18 protein-coding genes and 1 riboswitch are annotated in these 21,571 nt (G+C 68.9%); of the genes, 8 read left to right on the top strand and 10 right to left on the bottom strand.

All coding sequences use genetic code 11. The annotated features are described in order from the left end of the window. Positions 1–4: 4 nt before the first annotated feature. Entirely contained in the window at positions 5–1,030 is a 1,026-nt protein-coding gene (locus KIP89_RS00980) for a YcjF family protein (protein ID WP_213753544.1), read from the top strand. A gap of 15 nt (positions 1,031–1,045) precedes the next feature. Here KIP89_RS00980 and KIP89_RS00975 read toward each other — a convergent pair whose 3' ends face one another. Further along, positions 1,046–1,366 (bottom strand): 2Fe-2S iron-sulfur cluster-binding protein, encoded by a 321-nt coding sequence (locus KIP89_RS00975; RefSeq protein ID WP_213753543.1) that lies wholly within the window; start codon positions 1,364–1,366, stop codon positions 1,046–1,048. Between the two features lie 380 nt (positions 1,367–1,746). Here KIP89_RS00975 and KIP89_RS00970 point away from each other — a divergent pair, with 380 nt between their 5' ends. Continuing rightward, positions 1,747–7,803 (top strand): apolipoprotein A-IV repeat region-like domain-containing protein, encoded by a 6,057-nt coding sequence (locus KIP89_RS00970; protein ID WP_213753542.1) that lies wholly within the window; start codon positions 1,747–1,749, stop codon positions 7,801–7,803. 155 nt (positions 7,804–7,958) lie between these two features. On the opposite strand, the gene KIP89_RS00965 is transcribed toward KIP89_RS00970, so the two are convergent. From KIP89_RS00965 to KIP89_RS00950, 4 genes are read right to left on the bottom strand one after another with little or no spacing between them, the layout of a single operon-like run. Further along, the gene (locus KIP89_RS00965; protein WP_213753541.1) at positions 7,959–8,564 is read right to left on the bottom strand and encodes an ABC-type transport auxiliary lipoprotein family protein; all 606 of its coding nucleotides are present in this window, start codon (positions 8,562–8,564) and stop codon (positions 7,959–7,961) included. Positions 8,565–8,618: 54 nt separating this feature from the next. After that, a complete protein-coding gene (locus KIP89_RS00960; protein WP_213753540.1) occupies positions 8,619–9,665 on the bottom strand; it encodes an MlaD family protein in 1,047 nt (348 codons plus the stop codon). Positions 9,666–9,673: 8 nt separating this feature from the next. Further along, on the bottom strand, positions 9,674–10,495 hold the full coding sequence (locus tag KIP89_RS00955) for an ABC transporter ATP-binding protein (RefSeq protein ID WP_213753539.1): 822 nt from the start codon (positions 10,493–10,495) through the stop codon (positions 9,674–9,676). Between the two features lie 15 nt (positions 10,496–10,510). Then, positions 10,511–11,659 carry an ABC transporter permease gene (locus KIP89_RS00950; protein ID WP_213753538.1) on the bottom strand — a complete coding sequence of 383 codons (1,149 nt, stop codon included), beginning with the start codon at positions 11,657–11,659 and terminating at the stop codon, positions 10,511–10,513. 275 nt (positions 11,660–11,934) lie between these two features. On the opposite strand from KIP89_RS00950, the gene dgcA reads away from it, so the two are divergent. Continuing rightward, the gene (gene dgcA, locus KIP89_RS00945) at positions 11,935–12,912 is read left to right on the top strand and encodes an N-acetyl-D-Glu racemase DgcA (protein ID WP_213753537.1); all 978 of its coding nucleotides are present in this window, start codon (positions 11,935–11,937) and stop codon (positions 12,910–12,912) included. On the opposite strand, the gene KIP89_RS00940 is transcribed toward dgcA, so the two are convergent. Further along, positions 12,913–14,037, bottom strand: coding sequence for an MFS transporter (locus KIP89_RS00940; protein ID WP_213753536.1), 1,125 nt, complete (start codon positions 14,035–14,037; stop codon positions 12,913–12,915). A 109-nt stretch (positions 14,038–14,146) separates the two neighbouring features. Continuing rightward, entirely contained in the window at positions 14,147–14,965 is an 819-nt protein-coding gene (gene thiD, locus KIP89_RS00935) for a bifunctional hydroxymethylpyrimidine kinase/phosphomethylpyrimidine kinase (RefSeq protein ID WP_213753535.1), read from the bottom strand. A gap of 51 nt (positions 14,966–15,016) precedes the next feature. Next, positions 15,017–15,114, bottom strand: a riboswitch (TPP riboswitch). A gap of 162 nt (positions 15,115–15,276) precedes the next feature. Here thiD and KIP89_RS00930 point away from each other — a divergent pair. Further along, the gene (locus KIP89_RS00930) at positions 15,277–15,513 is read left to right on the top strand and encodes an Lrp/AsnC ligand binding domain-containing protein (RefSeq protein ID WP_213753534.1); all 237 of its coding nucleotides are present in this window, start codon (positions 15,277–15,279) and stop codon (positions 15,511–15,513) included. Positions 15,514–15,538: 25 nt separating this feature from the next. Here the strand turns inward: KIP89_RS00930 and KIP89_RS00925 are convergent, their stop codons facing one another. The 3 genes from KIP89_RS00925 to KIP89_RS00915 form a co-directional block, all read right to left on the bottom strand. Beyond that, complete coding sequence (locus tag KIP89_RS00925) at positions 15,539–16,465, bottom strand: DMT family transporter (RefSeq protein ID WP_213753533.1); 927 nt, start codon at positions 16,463–16,465, stop codon at positions 15,539–15,541. Between the two features lie 63 nt (positions 16,466–16,528). Further along, a complete protein-coding gene (locus tag KIP89_RS00920) occupies positions 16,529–17,230 on the bottom strand; it encodes a cytochrome b/b6 domain-containing protein (protein WP_369807016.1) in 702 nt (233 codons plus the stop codon). 2 nt (positions 17,231–17,232) lie between these two features. Continuing rightward, entirely contained in the window at positions 17,233–17,673 is a 441-nt protein-coding gene (locus KIP89_RS00915) for a c-type cytochrome (RefSeq protein WP_213753532.1), read from the bottom strand. Positions 17,674–17,930: 257 nt separating this feature from the next. Here KIP89_RS00915 and KIP89_RS00910 point away from each other — a divergent pair, with 257 nt between their 5' ends. From KIP89_RS00910 to KIP89_RS00895, 4 genes are all read left to right on the top strand, one after another. After that, positions 17,931–18,740, top strand: a complete 810-nt coding sequence (locus KIP89_RS00910; RefSeq protein ID WP_213753531.1) for a universal stress protein — start codon at positions 17,931–17,933, stop codon at positions 18,738–18,740. 202 nt (positions 18,741–18,942) lie between these two features. Next, entirely contained in the window at positions 18,943–19,566 is a 624-nt protein-coding gene (locus tag KIP89_RS00905; protein ID WP_369807015.1) for a LysE family translocator, read from the top strand. 133 nt (positions 19,567–19,699) lie between these two features. After that, the gene (locus KIP89_RS00900; RefSeq protein WP_213753529.1) at positions 19,700–20,506 is read left to right on the top strand and encodes a UDP-2,3-diacylglucosamine diphosphatase; all 807 of its coding nucleotides are present in this window, start codon (positions 19,700–19,702) and stop codon (positions 20,504–20,506) included. Further along, the gene (locus KIP89_RS00895; RefSeq protein WP_305825929.1) at positions 20,506–21,564 is read left to right on the top strand and encodes a glycosyltransferase family 4 protein; all 1,059 of its coding nucleotides are present in this window, start codon (positions 20,506–20,508) and stop codon (positions 21,562–21,564) included. Before KIP89_RS00900 ends, KIP89_RS00895 begins: the two co-directional genes overlap by 1 nt. Positions 21,565–21,571 lie beyond the last annotated feature (7 nt).

The following is a 21,571-nucleotide window of genomic DNA, read 5'->3' as shown; positions in this document are numbered from 1 at the left end:
CGTCATGACCGACCGTTCCCCCCGCCGCCCGCAAGCCTTCCGCCTCGACGATCCCGATGTGGTGTTTGCCGAGGAAGGCCGCGCCGCCCCGCGCGGCGCCATCGTGGTGACGCCCACCCCCGCCGCGCTGGAGCCAACGGAGGATATGCCGCTACCGGTCCCGCCCCCGAAGGCCTCGCGCTGGGCCACGCTGTTCTGGTCCGGGCTTGGCGGCCTCGTCAGCCTCGGCATCGGCCTCGCCGTCTCCAAGCTGATCGAGGACCTCTTCGCCCGTGCCGACTGGCTCGGCTATGTCGGGCTCGCCTTCACCGCCGCGCTGGTGCTCGGCGGGCTGGCGATCCTCGCGCGGGAGGCCTTCGGGCTGATGCGGCTGAAGACCCTGAACGATCTGCGCGAACGCGCCGCCGACGCAGTCGCCAAGGACGACCGGCGCCTCGCGGAAGGGGTGGCGCAGGAGCTTCTGGCCGTCACCCGCGCCTCGCCCCGGCTGTACCGCGCCCGCACCGAACTCTCCTCGCATCTCGACGCCATCATCGACGGCGCCGACCTCGTGCGCCTCACCGAGCGCCATCTGATGGCCCCGCTCGACGCGGAGGCGACGCGGCTCGTCTCCTCCGCCGCCAAGCGGGTGTCGGTGGTCACGGCGGTGTCGCCGCGCGCGGCGGTCGATCTCATCTTCGTGCTGGTCACCGCCATCGGCCTCGTGCGCCGCCTTGCCCTGCTCTATGGCGGGCGGCCGGGCACGCTGGGGATGATCCGGCTGTTCCGGCAGGTCATCGCCCATCTCGCCGTCACCGGCGGCATGGCGGCGGGGGATTCGCTGATCCAGCAGGTGGTCGGCCACGGCCTTGCCGCCAAGCTCTCGGCGCGGCTTGGCGAGGGCGTGGTGAACGGGCTGCTGACCGCGCGGCTGGGGCTTGCCGCCATCGAGGTGACGCGGCCTTTGCCGTTCGTCGCCCTGCCCGCCCCGGCCCTGAAGGACGTCGCCTCCGGGCTCATCACCCGCGAGGCGAAAGAGGACAGCGCGTGACGATCCGGCGGAGCGTCAGCCCTGATGCTCGGGGGTGCGCACGACCAGCCCGTCCAGCGCGTCGCTGATCTTGATCTGGCAGGACAGCCGCGAGGTCGGCTTCACGTCGGAGGCGAAGTCCAGCATGTCCTCTTCCATCGGGCCGGGCTCACCGGTCTTCGCCGTCCAGGCCTCGTCGACATAGACATGGCAGGTGGCGCAGGCGCAGGCGCCGCCGCACTCGGCATCAATGCCGGGGACGCCGTTGCGGATCGCCGCCTCCATCACAGTTGAGCCGGATTGTGCCTCCACGGTGCGTTCGGTTCCCGCTGGGTCGATGAAGGTGATCTTGGCCATGATGATGGGCTTCGACGCTCTTGAAGAATTAAAAGGAAGACGCCCTATCTAGCCTCCATGGCGCGCGATTGCCAGAGCCGCGACCTTACCCCGCTGCCGTTCGCGGCATTCGATTCGCGCCAAGCAACCGCTCCGGCCGGGGAGGTGAACAAGGTGTTTACGGGCATGGTGAACAGGCCGTTAACGATAACCTCAATTGCCGCATTAACCCCAGTTCCATTTTTATTGTGCAAGAGCGTAAGATAAAGGTGCGGTGGACTGCCGCTTCTCTCGTCAAGTCCCAGGGCTTTCCCTGGCGTGCGAGGTGGCAGTCTGTCGCGGAACCCCGGGCCGACGGCGCAAGCCGGTCGGAGTAGCGTACGGACCGGAGGCAGGCGCCGATGTCGACGAATACGAAGAAGGTTTATCAGGACCCCGCCGAGGCCGCCCTGTCGGCCATTGAAGAGGCCCTGAACCTCGATCTTGCGAGCGAAGACGCGATCGCCACCTCGCCGGAGACGGACGGGGACGCGCATCTGCGCAGCGCCATCGAGGGCGAGCCGCCCGAGCTGTCGCTTGATCTGCCGCCCGCCCGCGAGCCGCAGAGCCCGCGCATCGAGGAACGTGCCGGCGCGGGTTACGACCCGGCGGGCGACAGCGCCTTCCGCGACCCGATCTTCGACGAGCCCTCCTTCCTCAGCGCCAGCGACCTCGACGGCGAGCCGGCCCCGGACGACTTCACCGCCGGCGACGATTTCACCCATTCGGCCTTCGATCTCCCGCTCACCGCGTCCGAGCCGGACGCGACGCATGAGCCCCGCTTCGATTTCGGCCCGAATACCGATTCCCCGCCCGCGCCGCATGCCGAGGCCCCGTCCGTTTCCGCGGCCGCCGGGGCGATGATCGCGCCGGCCCTCGCCGCCGGTGCCGCCGCCACGCTTGCGGCCGGGACGATGGCCGCCGGACCCCTCGCCGGCGAGGAGCCGCGCCGCGCGCCGCGTCCGGCGCCGCAGGGCCCGCGCGCCGCCAATGACGACCGCCAGACCATTGGCCAGCTGCTCTCCGCGCTCCAGCGCCGCCCGCCGCCCACGCCCTATTACCTCGCCACCGGCGCCTCGGCGCTGTGGCTCGGTCTTGGCGGGCTGATCTCCTATGCCCAGTTCAGCCAGCCGGGCGCCGACCTGTTCTCCTCCACCGCGCTGCTGACGACGCTGGCCAGCCTCGTCGTGCCGCCGGTGTTCTTCTTCGTGCTCGCCTCGATGGTGAGCCGGATGCAGGAAATGCGCATCGTCGCCCATTCCATGGCGCAGGTGGCGATCCGCATCGCCGAGCCGGACAAGTCGACCACCGAGGCGGTGGTCAATGTCAGCCAGGTGGTCCGCCGCGAGGTCGCCGCCATGGATGACGGCGTGGAGCGCACCATCGCCCGCGCCAGCGAGCTTGAGGCGCTGGTGCGCAGCGAGATTTCCTCGCTCGAACACGCCTATGAGGAAAACGAGGTGCGCATGCGCCACCTCATCGAGCGGCTCCAGGGCGAGCGCGAGCTCATCCTCACCCATGCCGACCATCTGCGCGAGACCATCTCCAGCGCGCAATTCTCCTTCACCCATGAGGTGGACGGGGTCAGCGAACGCATCAACGCGACCATCAACGAGGCCGCCGACCGCGTCACCGGCACGCTGTCCGACAAGGGCGAGCACATCACGCTCGCGCTCGGCCGCGTCGGCGACACCATCATCGACGCCCTCACCGAGAAGGGCGGCGACCTGATCGACCGCCTTCAGGCCACCGGCTCCGACGTCAACACCAACCTGTCGGACGCCAGCGAGCACCTGATCTCGACCCTGACCTCGCAGACCGACGAGATCACCACCCGCCTGTCCGGCGTCACCGCCAACCTGACCGACACCCTCGCCGCCCGTACCGACGAGATCGGCGAGCGGCTGCTGACCACGGCAACCGAGCTGTCCAACGTCGTCACCACCCGCACGACGGAGATGGGCGAGAAGCTCACCGCCACCACGCACACCCTGACCGAGACGCTCGCGGCCCGTTCCGACGACATCACCGAGGCGCTGGTCGGCACCGGCACGCGTCTGGCCGACGAGATCGCCATCCGCGCCAGCGAGGTGAACCACACGCTGAAGTCCACCGGCGACGCCCTCGTGCTCGACATGTCGGTGCGCGGCGGCGAAGTGGTGCGCAAGCTGGAGGAGACCGGTAACCGCGTCGCCGAGACCATCACCGTGCGCGGCGACGACCTCGCCGACCGCATCGCTGACACCGGCAACCGCATCTACGACACCATCGCCGTGCGCGGCACCGAGCTGGAGCGCCTGCTCGGCGAGACCGGCCAGCGCGTGGTGCATCAGATTTCCGATGCCGGCGCCAATGCCCATGACACGCTGGCGGAAGCCGCCAGCCGCCTGTCGCAGGACATCAGCTATCGCGGCACCGCGGCCAGCGAGCAGATCACGCTCGCCGGCGACGAGGTGGCGCAGGCCATTTCCCAGCGCGGCAACCGCGCCACCGACCAGTTCCGCGACACCGCCGAACAGCTCACCTCGACCCTCGGCAACCGTGCCGAAGCGGTGCGCGAGATGCTGACCTCCCGCCTCCAGATGCTCGAGGAAACCATTGCGGTGCGCGGCAATGAGCTCGCCGAGCGGATCGCCACCGACACCTCGCTGCTCGGCCGCCAGATCACCGACGGGCTGCGCGACTTCGACACCGTGCTCCAGACCAATGGCTCGGATGTGGTCCAGCGCATCACCGAGCGCGTCGACGCCATCACCCGCGCCATGGACGCGAATCTTGCCGGCTTTGATGACCAGATCACCGCCAAGACCGAGCAGGTCGCCTCCTCGCTCGATCTGCGCATCGCCAATATCGAGGGCGTGCTGGACCGCGGCGTGGAAGGCCTCAACGAGACGCTGGCCGGCCGCACCCAGGAATTCGCCCAGACCATGACCGAGGGCGCCCGCCTCGCCACCGATGCGATGGACAAGTCGCTCGGCGTGCTGGACGGCTTCTTCACCCAGCATGCGCAGGAAGTCACCGCCGGCATCGGCGAGCGCATGGACCAGGCCGCCCGCACCATGACCGATGGGGCGATGAAGGCCAACGACGCCATGACGCGCTCGTTGGACGTGCTCAGCAACTTCTTCGACGACCGCGCCGGCGCCGTCACCGAGCAGCTCAGCGACCGCATCGAGCAGGCCGACCGCACGCTCGCCGCCCGCGCCCAGGAGATCGCCGACACGCTCGACCAGCGGGTCAGCCGCTTCGAGGAAACCGTCATCGGCCGCATCGACAATGTCGCCACCTCGGTCGAGGTGCGCGGCGCCGCGATGGCGGACCTGCTCGGCCAGCGCATCGGCGCCGTGGCCGGCCAGCTGCGCAACGAGGCGGGCGAGATCGAGAGCAGCCTCACCAACCTCGTCGACAATGTCAGCCGCACCCTGGTCGACCGCGCCGGCGAAGTGACCTCGCTGTTCGACTCCCGCACCGAGGAAATCGCCCGCATCGTCGAGGAGCGCGGCAACGGCCTGCTCGCCGCGCTGGAAGACCGCAGCCTCGGCATCACCAGCGAAATCTCCCGCGCCAGCGGCGAGCTGCTGGCCGCCATCGACGACCATCGCGACAATCTGGTGCGCGCGCTCGACAACACCCGCGCCGGCGCCGTGGACGACATCACCCGCGCCAGCGAGGAATTGCTGCACGTTCTGGAAACCCGCTCCGACGCCATCGTCTCGGCCTTCGAGCAGGCGACCGGCGGGCGCGCCGACCAGCTCATGCAGATGAGCGACGATGTGCTCAACACGGTCGAGCAGCGCACGGCCGGCCTGCTGGACGCCTTCCAGCGGTCCAGCCACACCACCACCACCGAAATGGCGCGGGTCGGCGACGACCTGCTCGCCACCCTCAACAACCAGAGCGGCGACGTGGTCTCCGCCCTGCAGCAGCTCAGCGGCCAGGTCACCGGCGAGATCGCCCGGGCCGGCGACGGCCTGCTCACCGAGTTCGACGGGCGCGGCTCGCATCTCGTCGACACCGTCAAACATGTCAGCAGCCAGGTGGTGGACGAGATCGCCCGCGCCAGCGATGCCCTGCTCGCCGAGTTCGACGGGCGCGGCTCGCAGCTCGTGGAGACCGTGCGCCAGACCAGCGACGTCACCTCCTCCGAATTCACCCGCCTCACCGAGGACTTCATCCGCACCCTCGACGAGCGCGGCACCAACCTCGTCGATGCGGCCCGCCAGACGGCGGAATTCGCCAGCACCGAACTGTCCCGCGTCGGCGACGAATTCGTCCAGACGCTGGACGGGCGCGGCAACACCATCGTCGACGCCGCCCGCCAGACCGCCGAATTCACCTCGGGCGAGCTGTCCCGCCTCACCGAGGAGTTCGTCGCGGCCCTTGACGGGCGTGGCAGCACCCTCGTCGACGCCGCCCGCCAGACCGCCGAATTCACCTCGGGCGAGCTGTCGCGCGTCACCGAGGAGTTCGTCTCGGCCCTCGACGGGCGCGGCAGCACCATTGTCGACGCGGCCCGCCAGACCGCCGACTACACCTCCGGCGAACTGACCCGCCTCACCGAGGAGTTCGTCAGCACGCTCGAAGGGCGTGGCGCCGGCCTCATCGATTCGATCGCCGAGAGCGGGCGTTCCGCCGTCGCCGAGATCGCCGCCACCAATCAGGCGCTGCAGGGCGACGTCTCGTCGCTGCTGGAGCGCCTCGGCGAGGTCAATGTCCAGCTTCAGGACGTGCTGGCCGGCTCGGCCAACAACCTGGCCTCCATCGAGGGCGCGATCAGCGAGCGCCTCTCGACCTTCCAGAACACGGTCTACAGCGTCGAGGAAGCCAGCCGCGGCGCGTCCACCCGCATGGACGAGCAGATCCGCGAGCTGCGTGAAGTGTCCGGCAGCGTGCTGCAGGATGTCACCTCGCTCAGCGAGAACTTCAGCCAGCAGGCCGGCATCATCACCAGCGTCGCCACCGCGCTCGGCGCCGCTCACGAGAATCTCGACGAGACGCTCGGCGGCCGCCACGAGGCGCTGCTGGAGCTGGCCGAAAAGGTCGGCGGGCGCACCGCCGAACTCGACCAGCGGCTCGGCGCCTATGCCCGCTCCATCCAGGAGACCTTCGGCAAGGCCGAGCAGCGCGTCTCGGAGCTGTCCAAGACCATTCTGGAAGCCGCCAGCCAGTCGACCAGCACCATCGTGGCGCAGCAGGAGGAAATCCGCAGCGCCACCGAGGCCGAGCGCGAGCGCACCCTCGCCTCGCTGCGCGAGACCTATCGCCAGGCGGTCGACGAGGTGAACGCGCTGATGGGCGAGGCCCGCAACGGCTTCACCGGCACGGCCGAGGAACTGCGCGACTCGATCGCCGCGATCAAGACCATGCTGGAGACCACCCGCGAGGAGATGAAGCGCGGCATCCTCGAACTGCCGGAGGAGACCGAGGCCAACGCCTCGGCCATGCGCCGCACCATCGCCGAGCAGATCAAGGCTCTGGCCGAGCTGAACGACATCGTCTCGCGCCATGGCCGCACGCTGGATGTCGACAGCGGCGTGCGCGCCCGCGCCCCGCAGCCTTTGCCGCAGCCCGCCCCCGTGGCCGCCCCGGTGGCGGCGGCGGCGGTCATCGAGGCTCCCGTGATGCAGCCGCCCGTCATGCAGCCTCCGGTGATGCAGGTCCCGGTGATGCCGGCGCCTGCCCCGGCTCCCGTCGCCCAGCGTCCCGCCCCGGCGCCGGCTCCCGTTGCCCAGCGCCCCGCGCCGGTCGCCCCGCCCGCCCCGCGCCCGGCTCCCGCCGCGCCGCGTCAGGAGCAGGTGCGACAGGATCAGGTCCGCCCGGCTCCGGCCGCGCCGCGCTACGAGCCGCCCCGCCCGGCCGCCGCGCGTCCCGCGCCGGCCCCGGCTCCCGCGCCGCGCCGCCCGGCGGCACCGCCCGCCCCGCCGGCCCGTCCGGCCAGCGAAGCTCAGGGCGGCTGGCTGTCCGAGCTGCTGGCCCGCGCCGACCATGAAGGCCCCTCGCTCGCCCCCGGCGCCCCGCGCGGTCGCCAGCCCGAGAACCGCCGCAGCGAGCGCGAGGTCGAGCGCCCGGTGCATCACGCCATCGAGTCGCTCGACTCGCTCTCGGTCGACATCGCCCGGATGATCGACCATGAGGCCGCCGTCGATCTGTGGGAACGCTACAAGCGCGGCGAACGCAACGTGTTCACCCGCCGGCTCTACACCATGCAGGGCCAGCAGACCTTCGAGGAAATCCGCCGCAAGTACCGGCGCGATCTCGAATTCCGCGACACGGTGGACCGCTATATCGGCGAGTTCGAGCGGCTGATCGAGCAGGTCGGGCGCGACGAGCGCGGCGAGCAGCTCACCAAGACTTATCTGACCTCCGACACCGGCAAGGTCTACACCCTGCTGGCCCACGCGGCCGGTCGTCTCGACTGAACCCGAAGCGATGCGCGCGGCGGGCTCCGGCCCGCCCGCCGGTCTGGCAGGCTGCGGGCTCCGCCCCGCCTTCCCGACCCGCCTGCCCGACCTAAGCAAAAGGGCCCCGCGAGGGGCCCTTTTTTCGTAGCGCGGTCGCGGATGAGGAGCGCCGTTCAGACCCGTCCGCCGGTCCAGGTCACGATCTCGACGAACACCTGGTCCGCCGCCGCGTCGAGCGCCTGCGTCGCCTCCGGCCCGCCGGTGCCCGTCGCCGGCACGCGGGCGCTGAACACCCGCGCGGCGACGATGCGCCCGCTGCTGGAGCTGACGATCCGCGCGGACACCTCGACCACCGCCTCCGGCCCCTCGCCGAAGCTCTGGAGCCCGAAGGCGCGGATGTCGGTCAGCAGCGTGTAATCGGCATTGATGGCGTCGCCCGGACGGCCGACGGCGCGCCCGCGGCTGCCATTCTCGAAGGTCTGGATCAGCCGCGCCTGGAACAGCGCCGGCAGCCGGTCGGCCCATTGCGCCTTGCCGAGATAGGTGATCTGGCCGGGCTGCGGCTCGACCACGATCCGCTCGGTGTCGAGCACCTGAAGGGCGGTCGAGCCGGCGACCACGAGCTGGGCCGAGCCGGCGCGCGGGGCGGTAAAGCCGACCGGCGCCGTCAGGTCGAAGGTCGGCAGGGCCTTGTCGCCGCCGCCGAGCAGCGACGCGCAGCCGCCCAGACCGAGCGCGAGCGCCACCACGGCGGCCGAACCTGCCAGCTTGCGGCTCATATCTGTTCCCGTCACGCGCCCGTCCCTGCTCTCGCCATCCGTCCGTCGCATCGCCTAGCGCCCCGTATAGTTGGGGACCGACTGGCCGCCAAAGATGAATTGCCGCGGATTGCGCTCGAGATTGCGGAACACCCGCTCGATCTCCGCCAGCGTGCGGCGCCCATCCACCGCCAGCGCCTCGTACTGGCGCAGTCCCGGACCGGTGAACTTGTTGATGTTCACGGTCAGCTCGGCGGTGCGCACGTCGAGATTGGCGGCCAGCTTGCGCACTTCCGCCGCCGCGCTGGTGATCTCGGCGAACATGCCCTTGCCTTCCTCGCTCGCGGTCAGCCCGTTCACATTGTCGAGGATCGCATTGATCTTGCCCGACATGCCCTGAAGCTGGGCGGTGAAATCGCTGATGTCGTTCACCATCGCCGTCACCTTCTCCGGCTGGATCGCGGAGACCGTGCGGTCGAGATTGCCGGCGAGCGTGTCGATGCGCTTGGCCGCCGAGCTCACATCGGTGATGAGCTGGTCGATATTGCCGGAATTATTGCCGAGCGCCGTGGTGAACTTGTCGACATTGTCGATCACCGAGGAAATCTTGGTCTCGTTGAGCCGCAGCAGGTCGTCGACCCGGCGGGCGATGTCGTCGACCCGGCCCATCACCTGGCGCGCGCCCTGCATCAGGTCCTGCACCGCGCTGGCATCGGCCTGGATGCGCGGAAGCTGGCCCTCGGGCGGGGTCGGCAGCGGATCGGCGCTGGCCGATCCGCCGATCAGCCCGACCGAGGACAGGCCGGTGAGCACCTGCGCGTCGAGCTGGGCGCGGGTATCGGATTTCACCGGCGTGGCCGGCTGCACCGCGATGGTGGCGACCACGCGGCGGGGATCCTGCTCGTCAAGCCGCAGCCCCGTCACCTCGCCCACGGGAATACCGTTGAAGGTCACGGCGGAGCCGGTCTGGAGCCCGCTCACCGCGCCGTTGAACACCACGTCATAAGCGACGCGCGGTCCGCGGCCGGAGGAGCCGGTGAACCACCAGACGAAGGCAAAGCCGGCGGCGATGATGGCGAGGGTGAACAGGCCGATGGTGACGTAATTGGCGCGTGTTTCCATGATCCGGCTCAGCGCGCCCCCTGCTCGACGAAGCCCGCCGCGCGGGCCCGCTTTCCATGGAAATAGGCGGTGACCCAGGGATGTTTGGAGGCGAGCATCGTGTCGATCGGTCCCACGGCGATGACCTGTCCATCGGCCAGGGCGGCGATGCGGTCGCAAACGGTGTGAAGGCTGTCGAGATCGTGGGTTACCATGAATACGGTCAGCCCCAAAGTCTGCTGCAGCGTGGCGATAAGCTCGTCGAATTCCCCCGCGCCGATCGGGTCGAGACCCGAGGTCGGCTCGTCGAGGAACAGGATTTCCGGGTCGAGCGCCAGCGCCCGCGCCAGCGCCACGCGCTTGATCATGCCGCCGGAGAGTTCCGACGGCATCTTGGTCACGACATCCGGCTGCAACCCGACCATTTCCACCTTGGCGATGGTGATCTCGTCCATCAGCGCGGGCGACAGGTCGAGATATTCGCGCATCGGGAACTGGATGTTCTGCCGCACCGTGAGCGAGGAGAACAGTGCGCCCTGCTGGAACAGAACGCCCCAACGCTGTTCGAGTTGCCGGCGCTGTTCATAGGTGAGCGTGTCGAGGTCCTGCCCGAACACTTCCACCGTGCCCGACCGCTTCGGCACCAGGCCGAGAATGGTGCGGGTGAGCACCGACTTGCCGCCGCCCGAGGCCCCGACGAAGCCCATGATCTCGCCCTTCATCACGTCGAGCGACAGGCCCTTGAGAATGGTGCGCTCGCCGAAGCCGACCACCACGTCGCGCACGGAGATGATCGGCTCGCCCGGCTGGATGTCGGGAACGGAGGAAGCGGTATGGGAGGTGTGGATCATGTCGTCAGCACCGCCTCACATGTCCACGGCGGCGAAGAACATGGCGAACAGCCCGTCCACCACGATGACCAGGAAGATCGCCTTCACCACCGAGGCGGTGGTGTGGGCGCCGAGCGATTCCGCGCTGCCGCCCACCCGCATCCCCTCCATGCAGGCGATCAGGCCGATGATCGCCGCCATGAAGGGCGCCTTGATCATGCCGACCTCGAAAGTGTTGAGGCCGATCGCCTCTTGCAGCCGCGCCACGAAAATCGTCGGCGAAATGTCGCCATAGAGCCAGGCGACCAGCCCGCCGCCGAACAGCGCGCACATATTGCCGATGAAGGTCAGCAGCGGCACGGCGATGACGAGCGCGACGAGGCGCGGCAGCACCAGCACTTCATTCGGGTCGAAGCCCATCACCCGCAGCGCGTCCACCTCCTCGCGCATCCGCATCGAGCCCAGCTCGGCGGTGAACGCGCTGCCGGAGCGGCCGGCGACCATGATGGAAACGATCAGCACGCCAAGTTCGCGCAAAGTGAGAATGCCCACCATGTCGACCACATAGGTCGTCGCGCCGAATTTGCGGAAATGGAAGATGCCCTGCTGGGCGATGATGCAGCCGATCAGAAAGGTGATCAGCGCGACGATCGGCACCGCGCGCAGCCCGGTGCGCTCCAGGTGATAGACCATCGAGGTCCAGCGGAAGGTCAGCGGACGCACCAGCACGCGCAGCAGCGCCGCGACCACCGCGCCGATGAAAGACAGGAAGAACAGCGTGTCCCGGCCCGTCTCCACCACCACGTGGCCGACCAGTTCCAGGCCGCCGACGACGGCGCTGGCATGCGGCTTGACCGGCGGCACCTCGTGGCAGCCATTGGTGATTTCCTTGAGCAGCGGGTGAAAGCGCCGCTCCAGTCCCACCAGCTGGGCGCGCACGCCCGCCTTGTCGAGCTCGCGGATCATCCGGTCGAGCATCACCGCGCCGACCGTGTCGAGGCGCCGCACGCCGGAGAAATCGAGCCGCGCCGTCTCGGCCTGGCCCGCGCGCAGCTCCGCCAGCGCCGCCTCGACAGCGCCTTCCAGCGCCCGTCCCTGCGCGGCGACCCAACGGCCATTGCCAACGAAGACCAGTTCGCGCCCGTGGCGCGCCGTGGCGAGCAGCGGTGCCTCAACGGCTCCCAAGATCAGCGGCTCCCATCCTGTTTCAGCCCCAGCCTTGCAGCGGCGCCTGCTCGCAATTGCCCTTTTGCTTCATACAAGTGCAGCTTACGCTCTGTCGAGCCGGCAGCCCCGTTTCGCGGTACCATGATGATGCATAGGCCATCTACACCAGAAAGTGTGCTTTCCTTGTGACGCACGGCTATACCGCAACCCCAGATAATGCACCTCTGGCCACCCTCGCGGCTTGCCGCCTAAGGTGGCAAACGTGATTCGTCTCACCAAGACCGGCTGCCATCATGCCCGCGCTTTCCGTTGACATTGAGCGATTTCCCATTCGCGGCAGCTTCACCATCGCCCGCGGCTCGAAGACGGAAGCCGTGGTCGTCAAGGTGGAGATACGGCTGGGCAAGGCGGTTGGACGCGGCGAATGCGTGCCCTATGCGCGCTATGGCGCCAGCGTCGAGGATGTCGTCGCCACCATCGAGCAGGCCCGCCGGGCGATCGTGGCGGGTGCCGACCGCAAGGCCCTCCAGCACATCTTGCCCGCCGGCGCGGCCCGCAACGCGCTGGACTGCGCCCTGTGGGATCTCGAAGCCAAGCTCACCGGCCGGCCTGTCCATGAGATTGCCGGCCTGCCGGCGCCCCGCCCGGTGGTCACCGCCTACACGATCAGCCTCGCCAGCCCCGAGGCGATGGCGCAGGCCGCCGCCGCCAGCGGCCATGAACTGCTGAAGCTCAAGCTCGGCACCGAGGGCGACATGGCCCGCCTCAAGGCGATCCGCCGCGCGGTGCCGGACACCCGCCTCATCGTCGACGCCAATGAGGGCTGGAACGCCGGCAACCTCGCCGCCAACCTCGCGGCCTGCGCCGAGGCCGGCGTCGAGCTGGTGGAACAGCCTTTGCCCGCCGATGACGACGCGCTGCTCTCCTTCATCGCGCGCCCCGTGCCGGTCTGCGCCGATGAGAGCGCGCATGGATCCGACACGCTCGGCCATCTGATCGGCCGCTATGACGCGCTCAACATCAAGCTGGACAAGACCGGCGGCCTCACCGAGGCGCTGGAGCTGGCCCGCACCGCGCAGGCGGCCGGGCTCTCCATCATGGTCGGCTGCATGGTCGCCACCTCGCTCTCCATGGCCCCGGCGCTGATGCTGGCGGGGATGGCAAGCGTGGTCGATCTCGACGGCCCGCTGCTGCTGGCGCAGGACCGCGAACCCGGCCTCGTCTATGAGGGCAGCCGCGTCCTGCCGCCCGATCCGGCGCTCTGGGGCTGATCAGCCGGCCCGGCGCAGCAGCGCGGCGGTCAGGGCGCCCGCGCCGGCCAGCCCGGCGGAAAACAGAAAGGCATGGCCGCCAAAGCCCTGCCAGAGCGGCCCGGCGGCGAGCGTGGCCAGCGCCATGGCGATCGTCGTCGCCCAGGCCGCCAGCGCCTGCACGGCCGCGCCCCGTCCCTCCGGCGCATGGCGGGCGACCATCTCCACCGTGCCGAGATAGGTGCAGCCGAAGCTCGCCGCGTGCAGGAGCTGGAGTACCGGCACCAGCGCGTCGGGCGGATCGAGCCCCATCGCGCCGAAGCGGACCAGCCCCGCCAGCCCGCCGATCAGCAGCAGCTTCTCCGGCCCGAGGCGCTGCGTCACCCGCGTGCCGACATGGAACAGCGCCACCTCGGCGATGACGCCGATCGACCACATCAGCCCGACCGCTGAATCCGTCAGCCCCGCCGCGCGCCAGTGGATCGAGGCGAAGGCGTAGAGCGTGGCATGGGAGCCCTGCACCAGCGCCGCCGCGAGAATGGCCAGCCCCAGCACCCGGGAGATGCGCGGAAAGCCGGCCTTGCCGGTGCGCGCCGGCAGCTTCACCTCTTCCAGCGTCAGGGCAGAGAGCGCGGCGACCAGGCTGCCGGCGACGATCATCCACACCGTGGCGTCGGCCGGCAGATGCGGCAGCAGGAAGCCGCCGGCGAGATTGCCGGCGATGAAGGCGAGCGAGCCCCACAGCCGCACCCGCCCATAATCGATCCGCCCCTCGGCGCGCCGCGCCACCGCATAGGCATCGAGCACCGGCAGGCTCGGCTGCCAGAACGAGGCCGCAACGGCCAGCGCCAGCAGCATCGGCACCGTGCCCGGCGCCAGCGCCACCGCGGCGAAGGCCAGCGCCGTCATCACCCCATAGGCCGCCAGCGTGGCGCGCGGGCGCCCGCTGCGGTCGGCCACCAGCCCACCGAGCGGCATGGTGAACAGGCGGATGCCGAAGGGCACGGACAGCGTCAGCGCGATCAGCCCGGCGTCGAAGCCGCGCCCTTCCAGCCAGACCGGAAAGAACGGGATGTAGACGCCGATGCCGAAGAACAGCCCGGCATAGGCGGCGGGGATGGCGATGCGGGGGGCGAGGACGGGCACGCTGGAAACTCGCGGGGGGCGACGCCGCCTCGATAGCAGCCCCGCCCTTCCGTTACGAGCCCACCCGCCCCTGTCAGGCCCTCACCGCCAGAGCTTCACCACCAACCCCTCACCACCACGCGTGGAAATGATGCACCGGCCCATGGCCATGGCCGATGGACAGATCATCCGCCCGGCCGATGGCGGCGGTCAGATACGCCTTCGCCCCCTCCACGGCCGCGCGCAGCGAGTGGCCCTTGGCCAGATGCGCGGTGATGGCGGAGGACAGGGTGCAGCCCGTGCCATGGGTGTTGCGGGTGGCCACGCGCGGGGCCGACAGTTCCAGAAAACCCTCGGCATCGAGCAGCACGTCGACGCTCTCTGGCCCCTCGCCATGCCCGCCCTTGATCAGCACCGCCTTCGGCCCCATCGCCAGCAGCGTCTGCGCCTGCGCGCGCACCTCGCTGAGGTCGCCCGCCACCGCCGAGCCCAGCAGCGCGGCAGCCTCCGGCAGGTTGGGCGTGATCAGCAGCGCGCGCGGCAGCAGCACCCGGCGCAGGCTGTCGATCGCCTCCGGCACCAGCAGCCGGTCACCCGAGGCGGCGATCATCACCGGGTCGAGCACCACATTTTCCTGCCCGTGCCGGGCCAGCCCCGCCGCCACCGCCTCGATCACCTCGGGACGCGAGAGCATGCCGATCTTCACCGCGTTGACCGCGAGGTCGGAAAACACCGCGTCGATCTGCGCCGCCAGGAAATCCGCCGGCACGTCATGGATGGCGGTGACGCCCTGCGTGTTCTGCGCGGTCAGCGCGGTGATCACGCAGGCGCCGTAGACGCCGAGCGCGGAAAAGGTCTTCAGGTCGGCCTGAATGCCGGCGCCGCCGCCGGAATCGGAGCCGGCAATGGTTACGGCGATGGCCGTTGCCGGCGCTGTGGCGAATGTCATTCTGCGCTCCCCCCGCCGGGCGGACGGCACGCGCACCCCGCCCCGGTGCCGGAGCGAGCGCGACCCGTTTCCTCCGCCGGCATGACCCGGATCAGGTTCGTGGGTTGGCTCGTCGCCTCTCAGCCCTTCGGGCACCCCAACGGTTTTGTCGTGTCCGGCAGATAGGCGAAGGCGCGGTGTCGTGCAAGCGGGACATGCCATCGCCCGGAAAGGGGCCACCGTACGGGCACCGTACGGCACCGCCGGGGTTGCGCGCCCGCCGCCCTTCTGGTCCTGTGGCGCGTCCTGATGAACCCGCCGGAATTGCCGCCATGGTCCCCTTCTTCGTGCAGATCAAATGCCAGCTTGGCCGCTCCTATGAGGTCGCCAACGCGCTGGCCGATTCCGAGATCGCCTCCGAGATCTACTCCACCGCCGGCGAGTTCGACCTGCTGGTGAAGTTCTATGTGCCGGAGGGCACCGATATCGGCCATTTCGTCAACGAGAAGGTGCAGAAGCTGCCCGGCATCCAGGACACCCGCACCCTCATCACCTTCAAGGCGTTCTGAAGCCTGAGGCGGCTAGGGCGCGGGGCTACGGTGCGGGCCCCGCCGGGGGCGTCGCCGCCGCGTCTTCCTTCGCCCGGTCGATGCCGAGCTGGCGCTCGCGCCAGATGACGAACAGCCCGGCGCCGATGACGATGGCCCCGCCCAGCAGCACCAGCAGCGGGGGCACTTCGGCGAACAGGATGAAGCCGAGCAGCAGCGACCACAGCATGGCCGAATAGCTGAACGGCGCCACCACCGAGGCCGGCGCGTAACGGTAGCTCTCGGTGAGCAGGATCTGCCCGACACCGCCGATGATTCCCGTGCTCACCAGCAGCACCGCCTCCAGCGGCGTGGGAATGACCCAGCCCCAGGCCGCGCTGGCCAGCCCCGCCACCGCCGCCAGCGCCTGGAAATAGAACACGATGGCCGGCGTGGTCTCGGTCTGGGTGAGCCGGCGCACCTGGATCATCGCCCCGGCGGTGAAGCCGGCGGCGATCAGCGCCATCAGCGCGCCGATCTTGTGGCCGGGCGTGTCGAAATCGCCGGCCAGATGCGGCCACAGCATGATGACGACGCCGCCCAGCCCCACCACCACCGCGGCCCAGCGATAGATCTGCACCCGCTCGCGCAGAAAGATCGCGGCCAGAATGACGGTGAGCAGCGGCGCGGTGAAGCCGATCGCGGTCGCATCCGCCAGCGGGATCAGCGCCAGCGCCGAGAAGCCCAGCCCCATCGAGCAGACCCCGACCGTGCCGCGAATGATATGGCCGAGCGGGTTGGCGGTGCGGATCGCGGCGCCGATCTCGCGGCGCCAGGCCAGCATCACGAGCAGCGGGAACAGCGCGAAGAAGGAGCGCGCGAACACCACCTCGCCGGTCGGCACATGGGCCGAGACGATGCGTACCAGAGCCGACATGATGGTGAAGAGGAAGGTCGCGCCGATCTGCAGCGCGATCCCCTTGAGCGCGTTCATGCGGCGCCTTGGAGCATGAGTCCCCCCGCCCCGCAAGCGCCACGCGCGGTCACATGCGCCGGATCACGGAAACGGGTTGCCGCCCGCCAGCGCGATACCGCCGAACACGATGGCGACCGCCAGGGCGAGGCAGGTCAGCGCCGCGATCACCGAGCCGGGCGTCGCCGGGGCGCGGTCCACATAAGCGGCCGCGGGCTTGCGCCCGGTGATCATGGCGCGGACCAGATTGTCCCGCCCAAACAGCGAATAGGCGAGGTTGGCGACCACATGCAGGCCGATCAGCGCCAGCAGGAAGGGATAGATCTGCTGGTGCAGCGCGGAGGCCCGCGCCATCGTCGCGTCGCTCGCCACCGGCGTCATCGGGCCATAGACGATGATGTCGTCGGTGGTGAACAGCCCGGTGAGCCCCTGCGCGGCGACCAGGCCGAGCAGGCCGAGAATGACGAGGGCGCCGAGCGGATTATGCCCGAGATAATGCGCCGGCCGGCCCTTCAGCAGTCCGCCGACATAGCCGAGCAGCGCCGACGGCCCCCGCACAAAGGCCGCGAAGCGGGCGGTGCTGCCGCCCACCACGCCCCACAGCAGCCGGAACACCACCAGCACGAGGATGGCGAGCCCGTTCCACTGGTGCCAGACCATCGCCGGGTCGCCGTAATATTTGCTGGCGAAGGCGAGCCCCACCAGCGCGGCCAGCAGCCATTTGGCCAGCCGCGTCGGCAGATCCCAGGCGAGCACCGAGGCCGCGGCGGGAGTGTCGGCCCGCACGATCAGCTCTTTTTGCGGAAGCTGTCGTGGCAGGTGCCGCAGGTGCGGATCACACCGGGGAAATTCGCCTTGAAGCTGGCTTCGTCGGTGATCGCGGCGCGGGCGCTCGTGGCGTCGCTGGCGAGCTTGGCGAACAGCCCGTCGAACTTCGCCTTGTCCTGCCAGATAGCCGGCAAGGCATCGGTATCGCCGGTGTCGGAACCGGCCGGGAACAGAGCGGGAAGTTCCTTGGCGCTCTTGGCATAGGTGTCGAGAGCGGCCTGCACGGCGGCAAGATCGAACGCATTGCTGCCGCGCAGCATGCCGCCGACCGGCTTGGTCAGATCGCCAAATTCCTTGAGCAGCGTCTGCCGCTGCTTGATCACGTCCGACTGCGCCATGACGGCGGTGGCGCCGAGAACAACGGCGAAGGTGGCGGCAAAGGCCGCGAGGCGACGATTCATGAAGGCTCCCCTGATCGCTGGAGCCGCTCCCGACTCCGCAGATCACCTTAGTAAGGCTCCAACCTGTGACAATCGTTCAAAAGCCGACTTCGCGCGGACGTGAAGCCGGTTTCCCCAATGTAACCCTCAGCATTTGGTAGTGTGCGGATGGGGGTTTTCCCGATTTGCAACCGCCCCACTTCACCTAGGGTGAGCCGGCAAGAAGACCAATCGATACCAAAATCATAAATCGATCCGCCCATCGAAAGGACCGCGCCATGGCTATCCGCACGATTCTCCTGCACGCCTCCGCTGACACCGGCTTCGCCGACCGCCTCGCCTTCGCCGTCGCGCTCGCCCGCCAGTCCGGGGCCGCCATCCGGGCCGTCTATACGCTCTATCCCACCGGCGTGCCGCGCGTCGGCCGCGCCCTGTCGATCTATGTCAACGAGCTGGTCAACGAGGCCAAGGCCAAGGAGCCCACCCTCAAGGCGCAGTTCGAGCAGGCCCTCGGCGGCGTCCAGGGCAGTTGGGAGACCATCGAGGGCGACGTCACCGCCGCGCTGCGCGACGCCGTCAGCTTCTCCGACCTCACCGTTGTGAGCGAGACCCCCTATGGCACGGTGGACGACCAGCTCGCCGCCACCCTGCCCGAGCATCTGGCGCTGGCCTGCAACGGCCCGGTCGCCGTGGTGCCGACCGGCAAGCCGGTACCCGCCCGGATCGGCAAGGTGCTGGTGGCGTGGAAACCCTCCCGCGAAGCCGGCCACGCGGTGCGCTTCGCCCTCCCCCTGCTGACCGCCGCCGATCAGGTCGAGGTCGTCACCGTGGCGGAAGGCAGCAAGGGCGTCGAAACCTCCGGCGCCCAGCTCACCGCCTATCTCAAGACCCACGGCGTCAACGCCATCCACACCCATATGAGCGACGAGGCGGCGACGGCGGCGATCGGTAAGGAGATCACCCGCTTCGGCGCCGACATGGTGGTGATGGGCGCCTATAGCCGCTCCCGCTTCGCCGAAATGATCCTCGGCGGCGTCACCGCCTCGCTGCTCGCCAACCCGCCCGTGCCCCTCTTCATCGCGCATTGAGGGCGGCGCGGTCCGGGCGTCGGTCCCATCGGACAGACTGGCCGGATCGTCCACCTGACTGCACCGACAATCCACCACGGCCGGATGTATAATCCGGCCGTTTTTCGTCGTCGGGCGCGCGTTGCTTTCGGGTTGCGCCCGCGTTGAAACGGGCGCTTAGTGGCGAAAAATGTCAGCACTGCTGACCAATAGGGAGCCGCCCGTGCCTGTGTCCGCCGCCGATCCGCTCGCCACGGCCCACCTCGTCCCGCTGTTCCTGTTCGCCATTGCGGGCGCGCTAACCCCCGGGCCGAACAACATGATTTCCGCCGGATCGGGTGCCGCCTTCGGCTTCCGGCGCACCCTGCCGCAGATCTGGGGTGTCACAGTCGGCTTCATGGTGATGGTGATCGCGGTCGGCTTCGGCCTGGGCGCCGTGTTCCTCTCGATTCCCTATGCCCATCAATCACTTAAAGTGATCGGATCGCTCTATTTGCTGTTCCTCGCCTGGAAGATCGCCAATGCCGGCGGCACGGGGGGCGGAACGGCGGTGGAGCAGCCGATGACGCTGCTTCAGGCCGCCCTGTTCCAATGGGTGAACCCCAAGGCCTGGACCATCGCGCTCTCCATGGTGCCCGCCTTCACCACCGTCGGCGGCGACGGGCTGATGGCGGAAATCCTTGTGATTGCAGTCGTTTCCGGCATCGTGACGCTGCCCTCTCTGTCCATCTGGGCGGGCTTCGGCGCGCTTCTGGCCCGGCTTCTGTCCACCCCGCGCCAGCAGCGCATCGTCAATTACGTGATGGCCGCCCTCGTCGCCGCCAGCGTGGTGATGCTGTTCCTGTGATGCCGCGGCTGTGACGCTGCACTGCAACATTCCCTCCCCGCGCGTCATAAAATCGTGATACGAGTCAGGCTTATGTCGCGACGATGAAGCCATCGCAGAGCCCATTGCGGGCATGTCGGGGAGGGCTTTGAATATGACCGACGCGCCCGAAGAGCGCCGCTACCGCAGCATGTTCCTGTCGGATGTCCATCTCGGCACCAAGGGCTGTCAGGCGGATCTCCTGCTGGATTTCCTCAAATATCACGATGCCGATACCATTTATCTGGTCGGCGACATCGTCGATGGCTGGCGGCTGCGCTCCGGCTGGTATTGGCCGCAGGCGCATAATGACGTGGTGCAGAAGCTCCTGCGCAAGGGCCGCAAAGGCGCGCGCATGGTCTATCTGCCTGGAAACCATGACGAATTTCTGCGTGACTATTATGGTAGCCACTTCGGCGGGATCGAGGTCGTGGAGACCGCGATCCACGAGGCTGCGGATGGCAAGCGTTACCTCGTCATCCATGGCGACGTGTTCGACGTGGTGGTGCGCCATGCCAAATGGCTCGCCTTCCTGGGTGACGGTGCCTACAGCTTCGCGCTGGGCGTGAACACCTATCTGAACTGGATCCGCCGCAAGCTCGGCTTCCCCTACTGGTCGCTGAGCCAGTGGGCCAAGCTCAAGGTCAAGAACGCGGTCAACTTCATCGGCCGCTTCGAGGAAGCCGTCGCAACCGAAGCCCGCCGCCACAAGGTGGACGGCGTGATCTGCGGCCATATCCACCACGCGATCATGCACGACAATTTCGGCGTCTCCTATCTCAACTGCGGCGACTGGGTGGAAAGCTGCACCGCCATCGTCGAGCATGAGGATGGACGCTTCGAACTGATCGACTGGGCCCGCCAGACCCGCGCCCGCGTCACCGCGCCCCTGCTTCTCGAGAGGCCGAAAGTCGCCGCCTGATGCGCATCCTCATCGCGACCGACGCTTGGACGCCGCAGGTCAATGGCGTCGTCCGCTCGCTGCAAAACACCGCGCGCGAGGCGCAAGCTCTTGGCGCTGAAATCGAATTTCTGACACCGTCCGATTTCCGCACCGTGCCGATGCCGACCTATCCCGAGATCCGCCTGGCTCTCGCGACCCGCTCCATGGTGGCCCGCCGCATGGACGAGATCGGTGCCGACTTCGTCCACATTGCCACGGAAGGCCCCGTCGGGATGCTCGCCCGGCGCGTATGTCTGTCGCGCGGGCAGATCTTCACGACCAGCTATCACACCCGCTTCCCGGAATATCTGGCCGCGCGCGCACCCGTGCCGCAGGCCCTCTCCTATGCCTGGATGCGCCGCTTTCACAATGCCGGCGCGGGCATCATGGTCTCCACCGGCACGCTGGAGACCGAGCTGCGCGGGCGCGGATTCCACAACATCCTGCGCTGGTCGCGCGGCGTCGATGCGGAACTGTTCCGCCCGCGCCCGGCCGATGAGCTGGACGCCTTCGTCGCCAGCCTGCCGCGTCCGATCTTCCTCTCCGTCGGCCGGGTCGCGGTGGAGAAAAACATCAGTGCTTTCCTGAAGTTGGATCTTCCAGGCTCGAAGGTCATCGTCGGTGACGGCCCGGCCCGCGCCGAATTGCAGGCCCAGCACCCGGACGCGCATTTCCTCGGCATGAAGGAAGGCGAGGCGCTGGCGCGCATCTACGCGGCCGCCGACGTCTTCGTCTTTCCGAGCCTGACCGACACGTTCGGCATCGTCCTGCTCGAAGCCCTCGCCAGCGGTCTGCCGGTCGCGGCCTTCCCGGTGACGGGCCCCATGGACGTCATCGGCGAGGCGCCGCTGGACACACCGGTCGGAGTTCTCGACCCCGACCTGCGCCGCGCCGCCCTCGCCGCGCTGGATATTGACCGAGGCGCCGCCCGCTCCTACGCGCTGCGCTATTCCTGGCGGGCCTGCACGGAACAATTCCTCGGCAATATCCGCATGGCTCAGGGCCGCGTGCAGCACATCAACGTCGCGGCGAGCTGAACGCTAT

Source organism: Ancylobacter radicis, assembly GCF_018449475.1.
Taxonomy (GTDB): Bacteria; Pseudomonadota; Alphaproteobacteria; order Rhizobiales; family Xanthobacteraceae; genus Ancylobacter; species Ancylobacter radicis.
The sequence above is the reverse complement of the archived record's forward strand: the minus strand, read 5'-3'. Positions and strand labels throughout refer to the sequence as shown.